The following is a 19,020-nucleotide window of genomic DNA, read 5'->3' on the forward strand; positions in this document are numbered from 1 at the left end:
ATTCGGACGACGGGGAGACGGCATGAGCTGGTTCGAGAAGTTGATGCCTTCGCGCATCCGCACCGACAACGCGACCAAGCGCGGGGTCCCGGAGGGCCTGTGGGTCCGCTGCGAGGGCTGTGACGCGACGCTGTACCGCCCCGAGGTGGAGCGCAATCTCGACGTCTGCCCGAAGTGCGGCCATCACCGCCGGATGAGCGCCCGTCGGCGGCTCGAGACCTTCCTGGATGCCGAGGGCCGCGAGGAGATCGCGGCCGATATCGAATCCTCGGATGTGCTGAAATTCCGCGATTCCAAGAAGTACAAGGATCGCCTGGTGGCCGCCCAGAAGGCCACCGGCGAGCGTGACGCCCTGGTGGTCATGCAGGGGCAGTTGCTGGGCCGCCCGCTGGTGGCCTCCGCCTTCGATTTCCGCTTCATGGGGGGCTCCATGGGCTCCGCGGTGGGCGAGCGCTTCGTGCGCGGGGCCAATCGCTCCCTGGAGCAGGGCATCCCGCTGGTGTGCTTCAGCGCCTCTGGTGGGGCGCGTATGCAGGAGGCGCTGTTCTCGTTGCTGCAGATGGCCAAGACCAGTGCGGTGCTGGCGCGCCTGCAGGAAGAGCGCATCCCGTTCATCTCGGTGATGACGGATCCGACCATGGGCGGCGTCTCGGCCAGCCTGGCGATGCTGGGCGATCTCAACGTGGCCGAGCCGAACGCGCTGATCGGCTTTGCCGGACCGCGCGTGATCCAGCAGACCGTGCGCGAGACCCTGCCGGAAGGTTTTCAGCGATCGGAGTTCCTGCTGGAGCACGGTGCGATCGACATGATCGTGGACCGCCGCGACATGCGCAGCCGTCTGGCGACGGTGCTGGGCATGCTGACGCACGGGCCGGCGCCCGGGTCCGATGCGGGTGAGGAGGATGCCGAGGGGGCCGTCGAGGTGATCAGCCCCGAGAACGGGGCGGATGTGGAACGCGTCGACCCGCCGCGTTCCTCCTGAGGCGGCCGATGCGTTTCGCGACCCTGGCGGAGTGGCTCTCCTTCCAGGAACAGCTCCACCCCGTGGGTATGGACCTGACACTCGAGCGCATTGCGCTGGTGGCTGACCGCCTCGGCCTGCGGGATACCGATGGGCCGCGCACGGTGATCGTGGCCGGCACCAATGGCAAGGGCACGGTCGCCACGCGTACCGCGGCCCTGCTGCAGGCCCAGGGCCTGAAGGTCGGCCTGTTCACCTCTCCGCACCTGCTGCGCTACAACGAACGCATCCGCATCGACGGTGACCCCCTCTCCGACAGCGCCCTGTGCCGGGCGTTCGAGGCCGTCGACCAGGCCCGTGGCGATGATTCCCTGACCTATTTCGAGTTTGGCGCGCTGGCGGCGGCCTGGCTGTTCCGTGATGCCGGGGTCGCCGTGCAGGTACTGGAGGTCGGACTGGGCGGGCGCCTGGATGCGGTCAATATCTGGGATGCCGATGTCGCCGCGATCACTGCGGTGGACCTGGATCATCAGACCTGGCTGGGTGACAGCCGCGAGGCGATCGGGCGCGAGAAGGCCGGCGTGATGCGCGCCGGACGGCCGGTGGTGCTGGGCGAACCGGAGCCGCCCGCCAGCGTGCTGGCGCATGCCGACCACCTGGAGGCGCGGGCCGTTCGCAGCGGGCGTGACTTCACCCTGACGCGGTCCGGGGCGGCGCTGCAGTGGGTCTGGCAGGGGCAGTCTCGCGAATGGCGGCTCGCGGGCGTGGGCGCCCGGATCGACGGGGCGGCATTGCTGAACACGGCCACCGCGCTGGCGGTGGTCGAGAGCCTGGGGCGAGGCGCGGGCCTGACCGAAGCCGTGGTCCGCCAGGCGCTGGAGATCTCGGCGCCGGGCCGCCTGCAACGGCTACGGGGCACGCCGGAATGGCTGCTGGACGTGGCCCACAACCTCCATGCGGTTGGGGAACTGGCGCGTTGGCTGGAGGCACACCCGGTCGATGGCCCGGTGGTCGCGCTCGTGGCGGTGATGGCGGACAAGGAGCGGACGGCCATGTGGCCCCTGCTGGAAGGCCTTGTCGATGCCTGGATCCCGGTCCCGCTGGATTTGGCGCGAGCATTGCCGGCCGGGTCACTGGCCGACGAGCTGGAAGCGGCCGGGCAGGGGCCGGTATGTCGCGTGGACGGCGTCGATGGTGCCCTCAGCGAGGCCGCGCGCCGCGCCGGGCCACGGGGCAGGGTGGTGGTGTTCGGATCCTTCCACACCGTTGCGGCCGTCCTGGAACACGCGCCGGCGCTGGCCCCGGCGGCGTTGTCCGGTCGGGTGGAGCCTGACTGGCCGGATGGCGAGGCCGTGCATGCGGTCTGAAGGCCATGTCGCCATCTGGCATCGGCTTGCGACGGCAGCGCCAGCGGGCGTACTGTCATTGCAACGTGATGCTTCCCGGATCCCCGTGTCTTCCAGCCCCCGCCGTCGGATGAGCGCATGACCCGCGACAATCCCATTCGTTTTCGCCTGGTGGGCGCGGTCATCCTGATCGTGCTGGCGGTGATCTTTCTGCCCTGGCTTTTCGACGGGGCCGGTTACGAGTACATGAGCGGGATCGAGGACCCGGTGCCGCCGGCCCCGACGTTTGCCGAACCGGATATCGCCCTGCCGTCGGAGCGGCCGACGCCGCGTCGGGAGGTGGCCCCGGCCGCGCCGACGGGGGAACGCGAGGGACCGGTGGCGGAACTGCACAGCCTGGAGAACGGCGGAGAAGCCCGCGAGGATGTTGCGGAGCCACAATCGTCAGACGCGCGCCGCCTGGCGGAAGCGGACGAGCCGGTGCAGGCGGGCTGGGCGGTCCAGGTCGGGAGTTTCCGCGACGAGGACAACGCACGCGAACAGTCCGCCCGCCTGCGCGAGGCCGGCTGGCCGGCGTTTATCGATGACTCCACCGCGGATGGGCGTCCGATTTACCGCGTGAAGGTTGGGCCGCTGGCGCAGCGCGAGGATGCGGTCACCCTGGGGGAACGCCTGCAGGACGAGCTGGAGCTCTCCGGCATCGTGGTGGCCCACCCCTGATGGCCAGTCCAGGACGCCCCTGCGAGGAACGGATGGCTGCGGTAAACTACGCGCCCTTTCAGCACGTGACGCCGGCCCCGTGAACTGGATCGACCTCGTCATCATCGCCCTGATCGTCGTATCCGGGCTGATCAGCCTTTTTCGCGGCTTCGTGCGCGAGTCGTTCTCACTCGCCACGTGGATCATCGGGGTGTGGCTGGGCATCCGCTATGCGGCGGAGGTCGCGGAGCAATTGCCGCAGGCGGTCTCCGACGCGACGCTGCGCCTGGGCATTGGTTTCGCACTGATCTTTATCGCCGTCCTGATCGTGGGCGGCATCCTCGGTGTGCTGGCGAATCGGCTGGTCAAGGGAAGCGGCCTGACCGGTACCGACCGCTCGCTGGGCGTGATCTTTGGCCTGCTGCGCGGGGTGCTGCTGGTGGCGGTTCTCGTCTTCCTGGCCTCGTTGACGCTGATGCCGGACGAACCCTGGTGGGAGAACAGCCGCCTGATCCCCGAGTTCGAACGCGTGGTGGACTGGCTGATCGCCCAGTTGCCGGAAGGCTGGCAGGAGCAGATCCATGACCTGCTGGCGAGCGACGAACCTGTCGAAGAAGTGATCCCCGACGGCGACGAATCGCCGTAGACCTGGAGCCTGTAGCCGTATGTGTGGAGTTGTCGGAATCGTCGGGCGCAGCCCGGTGAACCAGCCCCTTTATGATGCCCTTTTGGTGCTGCAGCACCGCGGGCAGGACGCCGCAGGCATCGTGACCTGTGATGATGACGGCCGCCTGCACCTGCGCAAGGACAACGGGCTGGTCCGCGACGTCTTCAACAACCAGCACATGCAGAGCCTGACGGGGAACATGGGCATCGGGCATGTGCGGTATCCGACCGCGGGCTCGTCCAGTTCGGCCGAGGCGCAGCCGTTTTATGTGAACTCGCCGTTCGGGATCACGCTGGGGCACAACGGCAACCTGACCAACGCGCGCGAGTTGAAACAGGCACTGTTCGCGACCGATCGTCGGCACATCAATACGGATTCGGACTCCGAGATCCTGCTGAATGTCTTTGCCCAGGAACTGCTGCGCTTCCTGGACAACGGGCTGACCCCGGATGCGGTGTTCGATGCGGTGGAGCGGGTGCACCAGCGCGCGGAGGGGGCCTATGCGGTGGTCGCGATGATCGCCGGGCGTGGCCTGCTGGCGTTTCGCGATCCGCACGGCATCCGGCCCATTGTCTACGGCTCTCGCGAGTCCGAGGAGGGCGGACGCGAATGGATGGTCGCCTCGGAAAGCGCGGCACTGGAGTCCCAGGGCTTCGATCTGGAGCGCGACCTGGCGCCGGGCGAGGCTGTGTTCATTACGCCGGAGGGCGAGGTCAGCACGCGGGTATGTGCCGCCGAGACCCGCCTGAATCCCTGCATCTTCGAGCACGTGTACTTCGCCCGCCCGGACTCTGTGATCGACAATGTGTTCGTGCACCGCGCGCGCATGCGCATGGGCACCGCTCTCGGCGAGAAGATCCGGCGCATCTGGCCGGACCATGACATCGACGTGATCGTGCCGATTCCGGACACGGGCCGCACCGTGGCACTGGAGATGGCGCACGAGCTGAACATCAAGTACCGCGAGGGCTTCATCAAGAATCGCTATATCGGACGCACGTTCATCATGCCGGGCCAGACCAAGCGGCGGAAATCCGTGCGCCAGAAGCTGAACGCGATCTCGCTGGAGTTCCGGGGCAAGAACGTGATGCTGGTGGACGACTCGATCGTGCGTGGCACCACGTCGCGCGAGATCGTGATGATGGCCCGCGAGGCGGGTGCGAAGAAGGTCTATTTCGCCTCGGCCGCGCCACCGGTGCGCTATCCCAATGTGTACGGGATCGACATGCCGGCGGCCGAGGAACTGATCGCCCATGGCCGCGACGAAGAGCAGGTGTGCGAGGCGATCGCGGCCGACCGCCTGATCTACCAGGATCTGGAAGATCTGCAAAAGGCCGTGCGCCGGGGCAACCGGAATATCGAGGCGTTCGATTGCTCGGTGTTTACCGGGGAGTACGTGACCGGGTTGCCCCCGGACTATCTGGAGCACCTGGCGGCCCTGCGCGGCGACGGGCTGGTGAACACGCCGGTGGCGGGCGAGGTACTGGATCTCGCCAACAAGAAGTAGACGCGAGGTGCTTGTGCCGAGTCTCCGCTGGATCGAACCCGTGGTACGGGATGCCCGGGAACGGGCCCCGGATGCCGGCGATGTGCCCGTCGTGGTGGTGCGGGTGGACCAGCAACGCCTTTACGTCTGGGAGGACGACCGGGTCACCGACATCTTCGACGTGTCCACGTCCGCGCGCGGGGTGGGGTTCGAGGAGGGAACCTACACCACACCGCTGGGGCTGCATCGGATCGCCGAGCGGTTTGGCGAGGGCGCGCCGCGCGGGACCATCTTCCGGGCCCGGGGCAACACCGGCCAGATCGCCGATATCCTGACCGAGCCTGGTGCCCGCAGCCCGCGCGACAACATCACTTCGCGCATCCTGTGGCTGGAGGGCCTGGAGCCGGGGATCAACCGGGGCGGCAACGTCGATTCGCTGCGCCGATACATCTACATCCATGGCACCGACGAGGAGGGGCGCATTGGCGAGCCGGCCTCGGAAGGCTGTGTGCGCATGCGCAACGACGAAGTGATCGAATTGTTCCCTCGTCTGCCCACGGGGACGCTGGTCATGATCCTGGACGGCCCCGAGGTTCCTCGCCTCGGGTAGAACCTTCGCGGCGCGTCGGTTCGTCCCCATGCAGGTCTGTCCTGTACTGGCCTGCGGCACCCCTCTGCGCAACCCCGCCGCGTCGGGTAAACCCGTGTACGTTCGTCCCCGGCATCCTCCCCGGGAACTCCCGCGCCCCGGGGGGTTCTGAATACCTACGTTAGCATTCCGTGATCTTTGTTCATTCGCCTGCTAGAATAAGGGAATTATTCCCGACTGTTGCTGTCAGGTAAGACGGGAATTATTCTTGACGAACACGGTCAGGAATTAAGAACGGATGCAAGCCTGCGAACGGATGTCGAGCAGGACACATACTCAAGGTTATTCGGAGGCAGAAATCATGAAACTCTCAACCAAGGGCCGCTACGCGGTGACGGCCATGATGGATCTGGCGATTCACGACCGGATCGGGCCCGTGACGCTTGCCGACATCTCGCAGTGCCAGGGCATTTCGCTGTCCTATCTGGAACAGCTGTTCGCCAAGCTGCGCAAGGCCGACCTGGTGGAAGGTGTGCGTGGCCCGGGCGGTGGGTATCGCCTGGCCAAGCGTGCCGACCAGATCAGCATCGCGAATATCATTACCGCGGTGGACGAATCAGTGGATGTCACCCGCTGCAAGGGTCACAAGGACTGCCAGGACGGCGACCGCTGCCTGACCCACGAGCTGTGGGATGATCTGAGCCAGCAGCTGTACGATTTCCTGGACGGGATTACCCTGGCGCAGTTCGCCAATCGTCCGGAGGTGCAGAAGGTGGCACGTCGCCAGGACGAGCGCCGCGGTGCCCGGCACCACTTCATCTTCCGCAACGACGCGGCATAACGCGCCACGCGGAGCGACCCGGTGAAACGGGTCGCGAACGGCCAACGGGGCTGACCGGTCCAACTGCACCGGTCGGCCCCGTTTTTTTGGCGCCCCCCTTGGGAGTGAGCGCGACGGTTATGCGTGCTCCCGGGCTGGCGGCGCGGCGGGCTTTCCGCGTGGAACCTGTCGCAGCAGGTCGCGCAGGTGATCAAGTTGGTCCTTGCGCTGCTCCGGGGTCAGCGGCGCGAAGCGCTGGCGGTTGTAGACGCGGGCGAAGGTTGTCAGTGGTTGCGCGAGGTCCGGGCGCGCCCGGCCGACGCGCCGGGTCCACGCATCCACCGGCTCGTGAGCCTGGCGCGCCAGGCTGCGGTCATGCCGTGCGATACGCTCGGATAGCCTTTGCAGCAGGCGATCGGCCGGGGAGCGCCGCTGGCGCGGACGGCGCAGCCAGACCCAGATGATGGCGATCAGCGCCAGGCTGCCAAAGCTGACGCCCAGTGCCATCAGGACCGAGCGCCAGTCCCGTGGATCCAGCCCGAGGCGGGCGAAGAGCTCGCGCTGGCGCTCGGGGTCGAACGCCAGCACCCAGCTCTCCCAGCGAAAGCGCACGAAATCGCCCCAGTCCTCGAGACCGAAGCGCGCCCGCTGCAGCCACGACAGTCCCTCTCCGCGCAGGAGAAAGCCCGGTATGTCCTCCCCGGTGTCGCGGGCGAGGCCGGTGAGCCCCTGCTCGATCCGCTCGGGCGCGATGGCGGCGGTGGGGTCCACACGCACCCAGCCCTCGCCATCCAGCCACACCTCGTTCCAGGCATGGGCGTCGGCATTGCGCAGGCGCAGGTATTCCCCGCGCGTTTGCCAGGCACCCCCCTGATACCCCGTGACGACGCGGGTGGGGATGCCGGCCGCCCGCATCAGCACGGCGAATGCGGAGGCGTAGTGCTCGCAGTAGCCGGCCTGGGTCTCGAACAGGAACTGGTCGGTGGTGTCGTCCTGCAGGCGCGGGGGCTGGAGGGTGTACCGATAGGGTTCGCCGGCGAAACGGCGTAGCGCCTCCTGGATGATCGCGCGGTCGTCGTCGCCGTGGGTCGCGCGCCACAACGCGACTTCGGTACGCGAGCGGGGCGCGGCGGTGGGGGGCAGGTGCAGGGCGCGGGCACGTTCCTGTGGGTCCAGTGATGGCTCGCCGGCGCCGGGCGGGGTGACAAGATCCGCCCCGGCGCTGTACTGGATGCGGCTGGTGATGCGGCGATCGCGCAGGACCTGGTGGTTCGCGCGCAGTTCGGCGTCCTCCGGCAGGGCGACGGGGTAGTCCAGCACCGGGAGATAGCGGGCGCGGGTCGGCTCGAGGGTGGCGGTATAGCGGGTGACACGGTCGTCGTCATCCGGTGCGGGGACCTCGATCACGGACCGGTTTTCGTCGGCGGACCAGCGCCGACCGTCGAAATCCGTCATCACCAGGGCGCGCCAGTACTGCGCGCGCGGAGGGGGCACCGCGTCGGCGAATTCGACCCGCAGGGCGGTGGAGTCGTCCTGCAGCAGACTGGCGATGTCACCGGGATTGAGCTCGCCGGACAACCCGGTGCGGGCGCTCTCCTCGCGCTGCGGGTCTCCCCACAGCGGACCTTCCACGCGCGGGAAGACGAAGAACAGGATCAGCATGAAGGGCAGGGCATGCAGCAGCATGGTCCCGGCCTGTCGCGCCAGTTGCTGGCGCGGGAGCGGACGCCCGGCGTGGACCTGGATCAGCGCGGCGGTGAGCAGGGCGGTCGCCAGGAGCGAGTAGCCGGCGATCAGGATGGACTGATCGAAGAAATAGGTGGTGACGACCACAAAATAGCCGAGGAACAGGGCGATCACGATGTCGCGTCGGTTGCGGGTCTCCAGCAGCTTGAAGGCGATCATGACGAGCAGCAGGGCGGTGCCGGCCTCCTGGCCGAACACGGTGCCGAACTGGGCAAAGGTCAGTCCGCCGGCGATCACGGCCAGCACGCTCATGACGGCCAGCGAGGGGGCAGCGCGTCCGGTGGCCAGCAGCCACGCCCGGGTGGCGATCGCGAGCACCACCAGCGCGGTGATCCACGGGGGCTGATGCCAGACGTGCGGCAGGGCGGCCACCGGCAACGCGACCAGGGCCAGGTCCAGGCCGCGCAGCTCGGCCCGCGGGTCCGCCGGGGTGGGCGCGGGTGTCATGAGCGGGGCTCCGGGTCGAGTTCGATGGGCTCGGTCCGAAACCCGGCAAGCGCCCGGAGGCAGGAATCCCGGTGGCTGACACCCTGGCCCGGTTCCAGGGTCTGGTCGGGCAGGCGCAGGCCGAAGAAACGACCCTCGGCATGGGCCGCCAGCACCTGATGGCACAGCATGGACAGGCGTGTCTCGGTATCCGGGGCGGGCATCGCGTCCCACTCCAGCCACAGGCGATCGCCCTGACCACTGGCGGCCTCGCGCACGTGGAGTTTTCCGCTGCGGGCAAAGGCCTTCCAGATAATGCGTCCGGGCGGGTCCCCGGGTCGGTAGGGGCGAATCTGGTCCGGGGCATCCCCCGCGTGGCCGGTGGAGGCGGGCGCCTCGTCTTCTCCGGTCCCGCCGAGTGTGGCGCCCGGGTCGATGGGGGCCGGATAGACCACGATCTCCGGGGTCAGCGTCAGCCAGGTCCAGGCCTCGAGGATGCCCAGCGGGTAGCGGGTGTCGAGCCGCTGGCGCGGCAGACGGTAGAGCCCTCGCGGCTGACCGGACAGTTCCAGGCGGGCGGTTTCGGCGCCCCGGCCCGGTACCGGAAACGGGCCCGTCGCCCGGTGGCCGACACGCAGCACCAGGGCCTCGCGGGCGCGCCCGTCTGTCTCGCTCAGGCGCAGCGGGATACCGAGTGGCTGGCCGGCAAAGACCGGCGGCACGGGCAGGGTGGCCACCTGCAGGCCGAGCAGGTTGCGGTGGGTGTACCACATGGCGTTGTGGCCGATGCCGACCAGCAGGAAGGTCAGCAGGAACGCCATGTTGTTGGAGTAGTTGATCGAACCCAGGAGCATCACCAGGAGGATCCCGAGCAGGGTGTAGCCGGCCCGCGTGGGCAGGATGTAGATGCGGTCTCGGCCCAGGCGGGCCGCCTGACCGTCGTGCGCGTGGCGGCGGGTGATCCAGCGGATCGCGTCGTCCCGCAGTCGCGCCATGCGGCCTCGCGCGCGGGGGGAACGGGTCATGGAGTCGGGACGCATTCCATCAGGCGTGCGACCGTGCGTTCGGGGCTCTCCGGCTCGCGTGACCGCAGGCGGTGGCCGGCGACCGAGGGCAGTACACGGGCGACGTCGTCGGGCGTGGTGTAGTTGCGGCCGTCGAGAAAGGCATGGGCCCGGGCCGCGCGCAGGAGGCCCAGCCCGGCGCGGGGCGACAGTCCGTGGGCGAAGCGCGCCCGGTCGCGGCTCGCACTCAACAGGCCCTGCAGGTAATCGAGGACTGCGGCATCCGCGTGGACGCCGGCCACCTGGTCCTGCCATTCGCGCAGCTGGTGCGGGGCCGCCAGGCTCGGGGGTGTCGGGTGGGTCTCCGCGACCGGCGCGGCCGTTGGGGCCGGGCCGCTGCGCTCGAGCAGGGCGCGTTCGGCTCCGGCATCCGGGTAGCCCAGCTGGATGCGCATCAGAAAGCGGTCGAGCTGGGACTCCGGCAGCGGGTGCGTGCCAACCTGCTCCTCCGGGTTCTGGGTGGCGATCACGAAGAACGGTACCGGCAAGGCGCGGGTCGCGCCCTCGACACTGGCCTGGCGCTCCTCCATGGCCTCCAGCAATGCGCTTTGCGTCTTGGGGGGCGCACGGTTGATCTCGTCCGCCAGGAGCACCTGGGTGAAGACGGGGCCGGGATGGAAGCGAAACTCGCCGCTCCCCTGCTCGAAGATGGAGACGCCCAGTACGTCGCCGGGCAGCAGGTCGCTGGTGAACTGTACCCGCTGGTAGTCGAGGGCCATCGCCCGGGCAAGGGCGTGGGCCAGAGTGGTCTTGCCGACACCGGGCTGATCCTCGATCAGCAGGTGCCCGTTGGCCAGCAGACAGGCCAGGGCCAGTCGCACCGGCTCGGGTTTGCCGAGGAGCACTTCGTTGAGTGCGTGTTCAATCTGTTGCAGGGCTTCCTGAGCCGATGGCATGCGAGCCTCGTGATTGGTGATGGCGGACAGGCCTTGGAATGTTCCGGGTGGGCGAATGGTTCCCGGGGCCGTGTTGCGGCTACCATGGCCGCACGTTCTACGCGAGTTGCGCGATGGATTCCACGGCCGCCGGTGGGCGACAGTCGTTTGAATATGATGCCACAGCCGACCCGGCGCCCCGCCTGCGCCTGACCGGGCGGCTGGATGTGCATGCGGTGGAACGTCACTGGGGCACACTGCGGCGGCGTGTGCGCGATCTGGCGCAGCAGGCGGGGGCGCAGGGTGTGGTCGTCGACATGGAGGGCGTCGAGTACTGCGATGGCGCGGGGGCCGCACTGCTGCATGCGCTGGAGCAGGACCTCGGGAGGGCAGGGGCCGAGGTCCGGTTCGAAGGGATGGGGTCGATGGTCCGGGACCAGCTGGCGCCATACCGCGAGCTGGAGACGGTCGAGCCGGCGCGGGCCGCCCGGGGCCGTGGCTGGTGGCCGGGGTTGCTGGACGGGATCGACCGCGTGGGGCGCGCCGCCCACTCGCAGTTCACCTTCGTGGGCGAGCTGGCCCGGGCCATCGGCAGCTCTCTGCGGCGCCCGCGCCAGGTGCGCTGGGGCGACACCCTGCGCGTGGCGGAGGCCGCGGGCTTTCAGGCATTGCCCATTGTCTCGCTGATTGCATTCCTGCTGGGGGTGATCCTGGCGTTTCAGTCGGCGATCGCCATGCGCCAGTTCGGCGGCGAGATCTTTGTGGCGAACCTGGTGGCGGTTTCGCTGTTCCGCGAACTGGGGCCGTTGATGATGGCCATCCTGCTCGCCGGCCGTTCCGGGGCGGCATTCGCGGCCGAGATCGGGACCATGAAGGTGAACGAGGAGGTCAATGCCCTGAAGACGATGGGGCTGGATCCGGTGCACTTTCTCGTTTTGCCGAAGGTGCTGGCCGGTTTGCTGGTGGCGCCACTGCTGGCGCTGTACGCCAACATGATCGGGCTGATTGGTGGCGCGGTGGTGATGCAGGGCTTCGGCATCCCCTGGGTGGCGTACTTCAACCAGGTGACATCCGCATTGAGCCCGTCGGATCTGTTTTCCGGGCTGGTCAAGGCCGTGGTATTCGGCCTAGTGGTGGCCGGCGTGGGGTGCCTGCGCGGGCTGCAGACCGGGAGCGGGGCGGCCTCGGTGGGGCTGTCCACCACCAGCGCGGTGGTGACGTCGATCATCCTGATCGTGGTGCTGGACGGCGTGTTTGCCGTGCTGTTCTACCATCTCGGGGTCTGACACATGAACCAGACGCACACGAACACGACGGACCCTGACGACGACCGCGACGTGGTGATCCGCGTCCGTGGACTGACCATGGGCTTTGACGATCTGGTGCTGATGCGTGATCTGAACTTCGACGTGCGTCGGGGCGAGATCTTCGTGATCCTGGGCGGCTCCGGCAGTGGCAAGAGCACGCTGCTCAAGCACATGATCGGGCTCTACCAGCCGCTGGCCGGGCATATCTGGGTGGCCGGCGCGGATATCGCCGAGGCCGACGAGGCGCAGCGGGAGGCGATCCTGCGGCGCGTGGGGGTGATGTACCAGATGGGCGCGCTGTTCGGCTCGATGACCTTGCTGGAGAATGTGCGCCTGCCCCTGGAGGTCCATACGGATCTGCCGCGCGAGGCGATGGACGCGATCGCGCGGGCGCGTCTGCAACTGGTGGGGCTGGGGGCGTTTGCCGATTTCATGCCCTCCGAGATCAGCGGGGGGATGCAGAAGCGGGCGGCGATCGCGCGGGCCATGGTGCTGGACCCGGAGGTGCTGTTCCTGGACGAGCCCTCGGCAGGACTCGACCCGATTACCTCGGCCGATCTGGACCGCCTGATCCAGCGTCTGGCCCGCACCCTGGACATGACGATCGTGATCGTCAGTCACGAACTGGCCAGCATTTTTGCGATCGCCGACCGGGTGATTATGCTCGACAAGGAGAGTCAGGGGATTGCGGCCGAGGGCGACCCGGCCACCCTGCGCGATACATCGAACCACCCGTGGGTACAGCGTTTCCTGCGGCGGACGGATTCCGACGAGGAGAGGCCCGCATGAGTGCCCGACATCATTTCCGGCTGGGGCTGTTCATCCTCGGGGGCCTGGCCGCGCTGGTCGCGGCGCTGCTGATCCTGACGGCGGGCAATCTCCTGCGCCCGTCGATCCAGATCGAGACCTATATGGACGCGTCGGTCCAGGGCCTGGAGGTCGGGGCGCCGGTGAAGTTTCGCGGGGTGACCATCGGCGAGGTAACCGAGATGACGTTTACCTCGGTGGTGTACGAGGCGGATATCCCGCCGCGTGATCGCAAACGCTACGTGATGGTGCGGGCGCGGCTGTACCCGGATCGCTTCGCGGCGAGCGCCCAGGAGGGCGAGTTCCGCGTGGAGGTCTTCGAAAACCTGATCGATGCCGGGCTTCGGGTCCGCATGGCCGCTCAGGGGATCACTGGTATGAACTATCTGGAAGCGGACTTCGCGGACCCCGAGGCCCACCCGCCACTGGCGCATGACTGGGACCCGGCGGGGATCTACATCCCGTCCTCGCCCAGCACCGCCATGCAGTTCCTGGAGTATGCCGAGAACCTCCTCAAGCGTATCGACGAGCTGGACATCGAGGGTGTGGTGGACAACCTGACGAGCCTGCTGGTCACGGTGGAGACCACGATCGCGGAACTCGATACGGCCCGCCTGGCGGACCAGGCGGATCAAATGATCGAGGAGCTCCAGACGACGACCCGCACGGCCACCCGGGTGATGGAGTCGGTCGAGCGCCTGATCGAGCACCCGGATACCCAGGCATTGCCCAGCGAGACGCGGGCCGTGCTGCGGGAACTGCGCGAGACGGCCGAAGCGGCGGATGTCGGACGGCTGGTCGACCGGATGGATTCGATGGTCGAACGCCTCGATCGGGGCATGGATGTGAGCGAGGCCAAGCTGCTGGAAACCCTGGACGAATTGCAGGCCGCGATTGCCGGACTGCGCAGCCTGTCCGATGACGTACGCCGCAACCCGGGGGGCGCGCTGTTCGGTGCCCCGCCGCCCCGCAGCACCATGGACAAGGAGTAGACGGATGACCCGATGGAGCGTTGCCGCACTGTTGCTGATCGCCTGGACACTGGGCGGCTGCACGCTGATCCCCGAACGCGAGGCCGTTGACCGCTCGTGGTTCCTGCTGGAGTTGCCCGCCGAGCCGGCGCCGCGCATGGCCGGAGACGCCGAGCCCCTGGCGGTCGAACTGGGATCTGTGCGCGTGGCGCCGGCCTATTCGGGCAAGGGACTGGTCTACCGCCTGGGGGACCATCGCTACGAGTCGGACTACTACAACGAGTGGTTCCTGCGGCCGGCCGAGCAGTTCGAGCAGCTGCTGCGCGAACGCTGGACCCGCAACGGTACCGCCATCGAGCTGGTGGATAACGCGGCGGACGCCTGGGCCGAAGGGCGACCGGCGGTGCAGTTGCACATCCTCGTTACGGCGTTGTACGGCGATCTGGATGCCGCCAATCTGGAGGCACTGAGCGCTGTGGACACCGGTGAGGCCGTACAGGGCACGGGTCGCGTCGGACTGCGGGCCCAACTCCGCACGGACACGCAGGCGCGCCTGGTACACCTGGAGGCGGCCCACACGCTCGACCGGCGATCGGCCTCACGCCTGGTGGCCGCACTGTCGCAAGCCGCCGCCGACGTGCTGGCGGAACTGGAAGACGAAGCGCTGCGCGAGACCGGGCACGGGATGGACGAATGACCGATGTGTTCGATTTTTCCGCCCCGCTGCTCGACGGCGACGAGCAGCCGCTGGCCGCCTGGCGTGGGGATGTCCTGCTGATCGTGAACGTGGCCAGCGAGTGCGGTTTCACGCCGCAGTACGAGGGTCTGCAGGCCCTGGCCGAACGCTATGGCGAACGGGGGTTCCGCGTGCTGGGCTTTCCGTGCAACCAGTTCGGAGGTCAGGAGCCGGGGGATGCCGGGCAGATCCGCGCCTGCGGCACGCGATTCGGGGTGTCGTTCCCGGTGTTCGCCAAGGTCGAGGTGAACGGTACCGAGGCCCATCCGCTGTTTCGACACCTCAAGGAACAGGCACCGGGGGCCCTGGGTACGCAGGGCATCAAGTGGAACTTCACCAAGTTCCTGGTCGGTCGCGACGGCCGGGTGATCCGGCGGTTTGCCCCGCAGAAGAAGCCGTCGGAGCTGGTCCAGGCGATCGAGGCGGCGCTGGACGAGCCGCCCCCGAGGCCCCCCAGTGCCGCGTAGCGTGGCGCCGGGCGAGACCGGCCCGGCGCCCGACGCGCCGGGAGCGGCGGACTACTGGATGGAGCGCGCCCTGTCCCTGGCGGATCGGGCGGCCGCAGTCGGCGAGGTCCCGGTCGGCGCGGTCCTGGTGGACGCCGATGGCACCTGTCTGGCCGCCTGCCACAATGCACCGATCGCGCTCCACGACCCGACGGCGCATGCCGAGATCCGGGCGCTGCGCGAAGCCGGCGAGCGCTTGCAGAACTATCGGCTGCCCGGCACCACCCTCTACGTGACCCTGGAGCCATGCAGCATGTGTGCCGGTGCCATGATCCACGCCCGGGTAGCCCACCTGGTATACGGCGCGCCCGATCCGCGAACCGGCGCCGCAGGGAGTGCGCTGGATCTGATCGAGCATCCGGCGCACAACCATCGGCTCGAGGTGACCGGCGGGATTCTCGGGGAGGAAGCCGCCGAGCAGCTGCGCCGCTTCTTTCGCGCCCGACGCTAGGAGCCTGTCGGCTGGTCTTTGGTCGGTACGGCCGTGCGGGCCGGGCCAGCCTTTTTGCTGTCCCGGTCAGCGCTGCTCGATGGCGACGTATTCGCGGGAGGGGTAGCCGGTGTAGAGCTGGCGCGGACGGCCGATGCGGGATTCGGGGTCCATCATCATCTCGTTCCAGTGCGAGATCCAGCCGACCGTGCGCGCCAGCGCAAAGATCACGGTGAACATGTTCAGCGGGATGCCCATCGCGCGCAGGATGATGCCGGAGTAGAAGTCGACATTCGGGTAGAGCTTGCGCTCGATGAAGTAGTCGTCCTCCATCGCGATGCGTTCGAGCTCCATGGCCACGTCGAACAGTGGCTGGTTATCGGCGCCCATGTCGCCCATCTCTTCCAGTAGCTCGTGGCACATCTTGCGGATGATCTTGGCGCGCGGGTCGTAGTTCTTGTAGACGCGATGGCCAAAGCCCATCAGGCGGAAGGGGTCGTTCTTGTCCTTGGCCCGGGCGACGAAGTCCTCGACGCTCTTGTCGGAGTTCACGATCTCCTCGAGCATGCGGATGACCTTCTCGTTCGCGCCGCCGTGGAGCGGGCCCCACAGCGAGGCGATGCCGGCGGAGATGGCCGCGAACGGGTTGGCCTCCGAGGAGCCGGACAGGCGCACGGTGGAGGTCGAGGCGTTCTGCTCGTGGTCGGCATGCAGGATCAGGATCAGGTCCAGCGCGCGCACGAACACCGGGTTCGGCTGGTAGGGCTCGCTGGGGACCCCGAACATCATCGACAGGAAGTTGGCCGTGTAGGACAGGTTGTTATCCGGGTACATGAATGGCTGGCCGTGGGCGTATTTGTACGACCAGGCGGCGATGGTCGGCATCTTGGAGATCAGCCGGTGCGCGGCGATGCGGCGGTGCTCCGGGTTATGCACGTCGACGTTGTCGTGATAGAAGGCCGACAGGGCGCCGACTACGCCGACCATGATCGCCATCGGATGCGCATCGTGGCGGAAGCCGTCGAAGAAGCGGCGCACCGCCTCGTGCAGCATCGAGTGTTCCTTGATGATGCGCGAGAAGTCGTGGAGATCGTCGGAGGAGGGCAGTTCGCCGTTCAGCAGCAGGTAGCAGACCTCGAGGTAGGTGCTCTCGGAGGCGAGTTGCTCGATGGGGTAGCCGCGATAGAGCAGGGTGCCTTCGTCGCCGTCGATGAAGGTGACGTCCGAACGACAGCTGGCCGTGGACATGAAGCCCGGGTCGTAGGTGAAGTAGCCAAGCTCCTTGTACAGGGCGCGGATATCGAGGCAGTTGGGCCCGTGCGAGCCCTCCTGGATCGGCAGCTCGATGCTCTTGCCGGTGGTGTTGTCGGTCAGCGTGACGGTTTTGCTCATGAAACGGCCTCGTGGAATTGGGGTCGCCCGGATGCGAAGACCCCAATGGTAAACCAAAGGCGGCCCTGCGGCAGCGGGTTTCGGGCGGGGTGGAGCGGGACGGGCAGCCGGTTCTCGACACCCGTCGCGCGGCGCTTGCGCGACTGCGGGGTGTAGGCGGTGTGCACCGCGGGTGCCGCCGATGGATCAGTGTTTCCCAGGTCTGCGGCGATCAGCGGGCGGATGGGCCGCGGCGCTGGCGCTTGTCGGCGTACATGGCGGCGTCGGCGTTGGTCTGGGCGGTGGCCAGCGAGCCGCTTACGGTGCGGCAGGCGTAGCCAATGGAGGCCTCGACACCCGCCGCCAGGAGCGCCGCGCGCAGCCGCTCGGCGATCTCGGGCAGGTAGTCGGCAGGGGTTTCCGGCAGGAGCACGCCGAACTCGTCGCCGCCCAGGCGCGCGACCACGTCGATCTCGCGGCTGGCGTCCCGCAGGGCCTGGCCCGCCGTCTGGATCATCCGGTCACCGGCGTCGTGGCCCTCGCGGTCGTTGACCGCCTTAAGGTGGTCGAGATCCAGGGCGATGATGCCCGCCGGAAGGCTGTGGTCCTGGCAGCGCTGTTCCTCGGCATCGAGCGCGATCTGCCAGCCGCGGCGGTTGCGGGTACCGGTCAGGCTGTCGTTGTAGGCCTTCAGGATCAGCGCCTCGCGCTCGCGTTCGAGTTCATCGATCTGGCGGCGTTACCGCAGCAGTGCCTCGATCACCTGGACCGCGGAGTCGATCTCCCCCGCGTGCGATTCGATCGCCTGGGAGACGGGCTCGGGATGCATTGCACACAGTACGCCATACATGCCGTATTCGCGGTCGTGTACCGGAAAGCCGATATAGCTGCCAATGGCGGGTGGATCCGTCTGCGCGGCGAGTGCTTCCTGGTAGGCGGGCACCTGTGTCACGTCCGGAGCGATTCGCGGGCCGCGCTCGGCCAGCATGCGGATGCAGAAGGAGTTGCCCCAGTCAAAGGCGGTGCCCGGTTCGATCCCGTAGCCGTGATCGTCGGCGCGTACCACGATCTGCTCGTTGTCCTCGATGCGGGTCAGCATCCAGACATCCAGCGGCGCGAGGCGGTGGAGCAGCTTCAGGGTGTGATCGACCCCGAGATTGAACGGCGTGTGCGAAGGGTCGGCTGGGTCGAAGGTCCGGGCCATGATGTGTCCTGTCGAGCGAGCGCTGGGGCGGGACGGGTGGTTCAGCTAGCCGTGGGTTGTGGCGCGTTGCGTTTTCCGCGTGCGGCGTTTTGCAGGGCGCTTGCGAGGCTGCCGGTGCCCGGTTCGCGTGATGCGTACCCGACACTGGCCGGGATGCCCTGATCCGCCAGGTATTGTTGCAGTGATCGGGCGCGTTCCGCGAGCGATGGGTTCTTCATCTCGCTCGCGAGCAGGGCGAAGCGGCCGCCACCCAGGCGTCCGATCCGGTCAGTGGGGTGTGCCCGCTCCTGCAGGGCGAGGATCGCCCGCACCAGTTCGGTGTCGTCGTGGCCCTCGGCGCCTTCGGAGGACAAGCCCCGCGGGAAGAAATCCAGCGCGATGATCCCGGCGGGTTGCCCGAGCCGCTGGCATCGGGTCTCTTCGGCCTCCAGCGCGAGCTCCCAGCCGTGGCGATTGAGGACCCCGGTCAGCGGGTCGCTGTGCACGGACAGGGCCGTGTGCTGGCGCAGGCGGTCCAGGACCTCGGCGCGCTGGCTCAGGCGCAGCACGTGGCTCAGGGATTCGGCCAGGGCGCGGATGACCGGTTCGTGGCGTTCGATGGCGGGATCCACGGGCTCGGGGTGCAGACCGCACAGGGTGCCGAACAGCTGGCCTTCGGCGTCGTGCAGGGGGAATCCCACGTAGCAGCCGATGGCCGCGATGTCATTGATCGGGGCACTGGCGTAGGCGGGCACGCTGCGCGCGTCGGCGGCCACGTTCGGCCCCTCGCCGGCGTGCATGTGGACGCAGTAGGAGTGCTGCCAGCTGAAGGCGGCACCCGGGCGGAAGCGTGGAGCCCGCCCGCGTGTGTGCAGGACGATCCAGTCGTCGGCCTCGACTCGCGTCAGCATCCAGATGTCCAGTGGGACCAGGGCCTGCAGCGCGTTCAGGGTGGCATCGACGGCACCGGAGAACTCGTCGGCCAGCGGGGTGGCCAGCGTCGTGGCGGACATGGTAGCGGTCGCGTGCG

At 68.1% G+C, this 19,020-nt stretch carries 18 protein-coding genes and 1 pseudogene; 13 read left to right on the plus strand and 6 right to left on the minus strand.

Annotated elements, in window-relative coordinates:
* The first annotated feature begins 22 nt into the window (after positions 1–22).
* The 7 genes from accD (at position 23) to iscR (ending at position 6,589) form a co-directional block, all read left to right on the plus strand.
* On the plus strand, positions 23–982 hold the full coding sequence (gene accD, locus D107_RS0100985) for an acetyl-CoA carboxylase, carboxyltransferase subunit beta (RefSeq protein ID WP_018877510.1): 960 nt from the start codon (positions 23–25) through the stop codon (positions 980–982).
* An 8-nt stretch (positions 983–990) separates the two neighbouring features.
* Positions 991–2,328 (plus strand): bifunctional tetrahydrofolate synthase/dihydrofolate synthase, encoded by a 1,338-nt coding sequence (gene folC, locus D107_RS0100990; RefSeq protein ID WP_018880290.1) that lies wholly within the window; start codon positions 991–993, stop codon positions 2,326–2,328.
* 117 nt (positions 2,329–2,445) lie between these two features.
* Entirely contained in the window at positions 2,446–3,027 is a 582-nt protein-coding gene (locus tag D107_RS0100995; RefSeq protein WP_018880545.1) for an SPOR domain-containing protein, read from the plus strand.
* Between the two features lie 79 nt (positions 3,028–3,106).
* Positions 3,107–3,652, plus strand: a complete 546-nt coding sequence (locus D107_RS0101000) for a CvpA family protein (protein ID WP_018880546.1) — start codon at positions 3,107–3,109, stop codon at positions 3,650–3,652.
* Between the two features lie 19 nt (positions 3,653–3,671).
* Positions 3,672–5,180 (plus strand): amidophosphoribosyltransferase, encoded by a 1,509-nt coding sequence (purF, locus tag D107_RS0101005; protein ID WP_018867051.1) that lies wholly within the window; start codon positions 3,672–3,674, stop codon positions 5,178–5,180.
* 13 nt (positions 5,181–5,193) lie between these two features.
* Positions 5,194–5,769 (plus strand): L,D-transpeptidase, encoded by a 576-nt coding sequence (locus tag D107_RS0101010; RefSeq protein WP_018880547.1) that lies wholly within the window; start codon positions 5,194–5,196, stop codon positions 5,767–5,769.
* Between the two features lie 340 nt (positions 5,770–6,109).
* Positions 6,110–6,589: a Fe-S cluster assembly transcriptional regulator IscR gene (gene iscR / locus D107_RS0101015; RefSeq protein ID WP_018145846.1), complete on the plus strand. Its 480-nt coding sequence runs from the start codon at positions 6,110–6,112 to the stop codon at positions 6,587–6,589.
* A gap of 117 nt (positions 6,590–6,706) precedes the next feature.
* On the opposite strand, the gene D107_RS0101020 is transcribed toward iscR, so the two are convergent.
* The 3 genes from D107_RS0101020 to D107_RS0101030 are packed head-to-tail and all read right to left on the minus strand — an operon-like array spanning position 6,707 to position 10,700.
* A complete protein-coding gene (locus tag D107_RS0101020; RefSeq protein ID WP_018880548.1) occupies positions 6,707–8,761 on the minus strand; it encodes a DUF3488 and transglutaminase-like domain-containing protein in 2,055 nt (684 codons plus the stop codon).
* The gene (locus D107_RS0101025) at positions 8,758–9,780 is read right to left on the minus strand and encodes a DUF58 domain-containing protein (protein WP_038035057.1); all 1,023 of its coding nucleotides are present in this window, start codon (positions 9,778–9,780) and stop codon (positions 8,758–8,760) included. The genes D107_RS0101020 and D107_RS0101025 overlap by 4 nt, the downstream gene beginning before the upstream one ends.
* Positions 9,762–10,700, minus strand: coding sequence for a MoxR family ATPase (locus D107_RS0101030; protein ID WP_018880550.1), 939 nt, complete (start codon positions 10,698–10,700; stop codon positions 9,762–9,764). The genes D107_RS0101025 and D107_RS0101030 overlap by 19 nt, the downstream gene beginning before the upstream one ends.
* Positions 10,701–10,813: 113 nt before the next feature.
* Between D107_RS0101030 and D107_RS0101035 the strand changes: the two genes are divergently transcribed.
* The 6 genes from D107_RS0101035 to tadA are packed head-to-tail and all read left to right on the plus strand — an operon-like array spanning position 10,814 to position 15,457.
* Entirely contained in the window at positions 10,814–11,965 is a 1,152-nt protein-coding gene (locus tag D107_RS0101035; protein WP_018880551.1) for an MlaE family lipid ABC transporter permease subunit, read from the plus strand.
* 3 nt (positions 11,966–11,968) lie between these two features.
* Positions 11,969–12,775, plus strand: coding sequence for an ABC transporter ATP-binding protein (locus D107_RS0101040; protein ID WP_018877501.1), 807 nt, complete (start codon positions 11,969–11,971; stop codon positions 12,773–12,775).
* Complete coding sequence (locus D107_RS0101045; RefSeq protein WP_018880552.1) at positions 12,772–13,785, plus strand: MlaD family protein; 1,014 nt, start codon at positions 12,772–12,774, stop codon at positions 13,783–13,785. Before D107_RS0101040 ends, D107_RS0101045 begins: the two co-directional genes overlap by 4 nt.
* Before the next feature lie 4 nt (positions 13,786–13,789).
* Positions 13,790–14,461 (plus strand): membrane integrity-associated transporter subunit PqiC, encoded by a 672-nt coding sequence (locus D107_RS0101050; RefSeq protein ID WP_018875625.1) that lies wholly within the window; start codon positions 13,790–13,792, stop codon positions 14,459–14,461.
* Complete coding sequence (locus tag D107_RS0101055; RefSeq protein ID WP_018880553.1) at positions 14,458–14,967, plus strand: glutathione peroxidase; 510 nt, start codon at positions 14,458–14,460, stop codon at positions 14,965–14,967. The genes D107_RS0101050 and D107_RS0101055 overlap by 4 nt, the downstream gene beginning before the upstream one ends.
* Positions 14,957–15,457 (plus strand): tRNA adenosine(34) deaminase TadA, encoded by a 501-nt coding sequence (tadA, locus tag D107_RS0101060; RefSeq protein ID WP_018875623.1) that lies wholly within the window; start codon positions 14,957–14,959, stop codon positions 15,455–15,457. Before D107_RS0101055 ends, tadA begins: the two co-directional genes overlap by 11 nt.
* 66 nt (positions 15,458–15,523) lie before the next feature.
* Here tadA and D107_RS0101065 read toward each other — a convergent pair whose 3' ends face one another.
* The 3 genes and pseudogenes from D107_RS0101065 to D107_RS0101075 all read right to left on the minus strand — a co-directional run bounded on the left by D107_RS0101065 (position 15,524) and on the right by D107_RS0101075 (position 19,003).
* Positions 15,524–16,828 (minus strand): citrate synthase, encoded by a 1,305-nt coding sequence (locus D107_RS0101065; RefSeq protein ID WP_018867031.1) that lies wholly within the window; start codon positions 16,826–16,828, stop codon positions 15,524–15,526.
* A 211-nt stretch (positions 16,829–17,039) separates the two neighbouring features.
* Positions 17,040–18,011, minus strand: a pseudogene (locus D107_RS14245) (diguanylate cyclase).
* Positions 18,012–18,052: 41 nt separating this feature from the next.
* Positions 18,053–19,003 carry a diguanylate cyclase domain-containing protein gene (locus D107_RS0101075; RefSeq protein WP_018867029.1) on the minus strand — a complete coding sequence of 317 codons (951 nt, stop codon included), beginning with the start codon at positions 19,001–19,003 and terminating at the stop codon, positions 18,053–18,055.
* Positions 19,004–19,020 lie beyond the last annotated feature (17 nt).

This window comes from Thioalkalivibrio sp. ALE30, from assembly GCF_000377465.1.
Taxonomy (GTDB): domain Bacteria; phylum Pseudomonadota; class Gammaproteobacteria; order Ectothiorhodospirales; family Ectothiorhodospiraceae; genus Thioalkalivibrio.

What these genes read in the sequence shown, in the direction of transcription:
- accD (WP_018877510.1), top strand. Translation starts at nt 23, where the DNA reads ATGAGCTGGTTCGAGAAGTTGATGCCTTCGCGCATCCGCACCGACAAC.
- folC (WP_018880290.1), top strand. Translation starts at nt 991, where the DNA reads ATGCGTTTCGCGACCCTGGCGGAGTGGCTCTCCTTCCAGGAACAGCTC.
- D107_RS0100995 (WP_018880545.1), top strand. Translation starts at nt 2,446, where the DNA reads ATGACCCGCGACAATCCCATTCGTTTTCGCCTGGTGGGCGCGGTCATC.
- purF (WP_018867051.1), top strand. Translation starts at nt 3,672, where the DNA reads ATGTGTGGAGTTGTCGGAATCGTCGGGCGCAGCCCGGTGAACCAGCCC.
- iscR (WP_018145846.1), top strand. Translation starts at nt 6,110, where the DNA reads ATGAAACTCTCAACCAAGGGCCGCTACGCGGTGACGGCCATGATGGAT.
- D107_RS0101020 (WP_018880548.1), bottom strand. Translation starts at nt 8,761, where the DNA reads ATGACACCCGCGCCCACCCCGGCGGACCCGCGGGCCGAGCTGCGCGGC.
- D107_RS0101025 (WP_038035057.1), bottom strand. Translation starts at nt 9,780, where the DNA reads ATGCGTCCCGACTCCATGACCCGTTCCCCCCGCGCGCGAGGCCGCATG.
- D107_RS0101030 (WP_018880550.1), bottom strand. Translation starts at nt 10,700, where the DNA reads ATGCCATCGGCTCAGGAAGCCCTGCAACAGATTGAACACGCACTCAAC.
- D107_RS0101035 (WP_018880551.1), top strand. Translation starts at nt 10,814, where the DNA reads ATGGATTCCACGGCCGCCGGTGGGCGACAGTCGTTTGAATATGATGCC.
- D107_RS0101040 (WP_018877501.1), top strand. Translation starts at nt 11,969, where the DNA reads ATGAACCAGACGCACACGAACACGACGGACCCTGACGACGACCGCGAC.
- D107_RS0101045 (WP_018880552.1), top strand. Translation starts at nt 12,772, where the DNA reads ATGAGTGCCCGACATCATTTCCGGCTGGGGCTGTTCATCCTCGGGGGC.
- D107_RS0101050 (WP_018875625.1), top strand. Translation starts at nt 13,790, where the DNA reads ATGACCCGATGGAGCGTTGCCGCACTGTTGCTGATCGCCTGGACACTG.
- D107_RS0101055 (WP_018880553.1), top strand. Translation starts at nt 14,458, where the DNA reads ATGACCGATGTGTTCGATTTTTCCGCCCCGCTGCTCGACGGCGACGAG.
- D107_RS0101065 (WP_018867031.1), bottom strand. Translation starts at nt 16,828, where the DNA reads ATGAGCAAAACCGTCACGCTGACCGACAACACCACCGGCAAGAGCATC.
- D107_RS0101075 (WP_018867029.1), bottom strand. Translation starts at nt 19,003, where the DNA reads ATGTCCGCCACGACGCTGGCCACCCCGCTGGCCGACGAGTTCTCCGGT.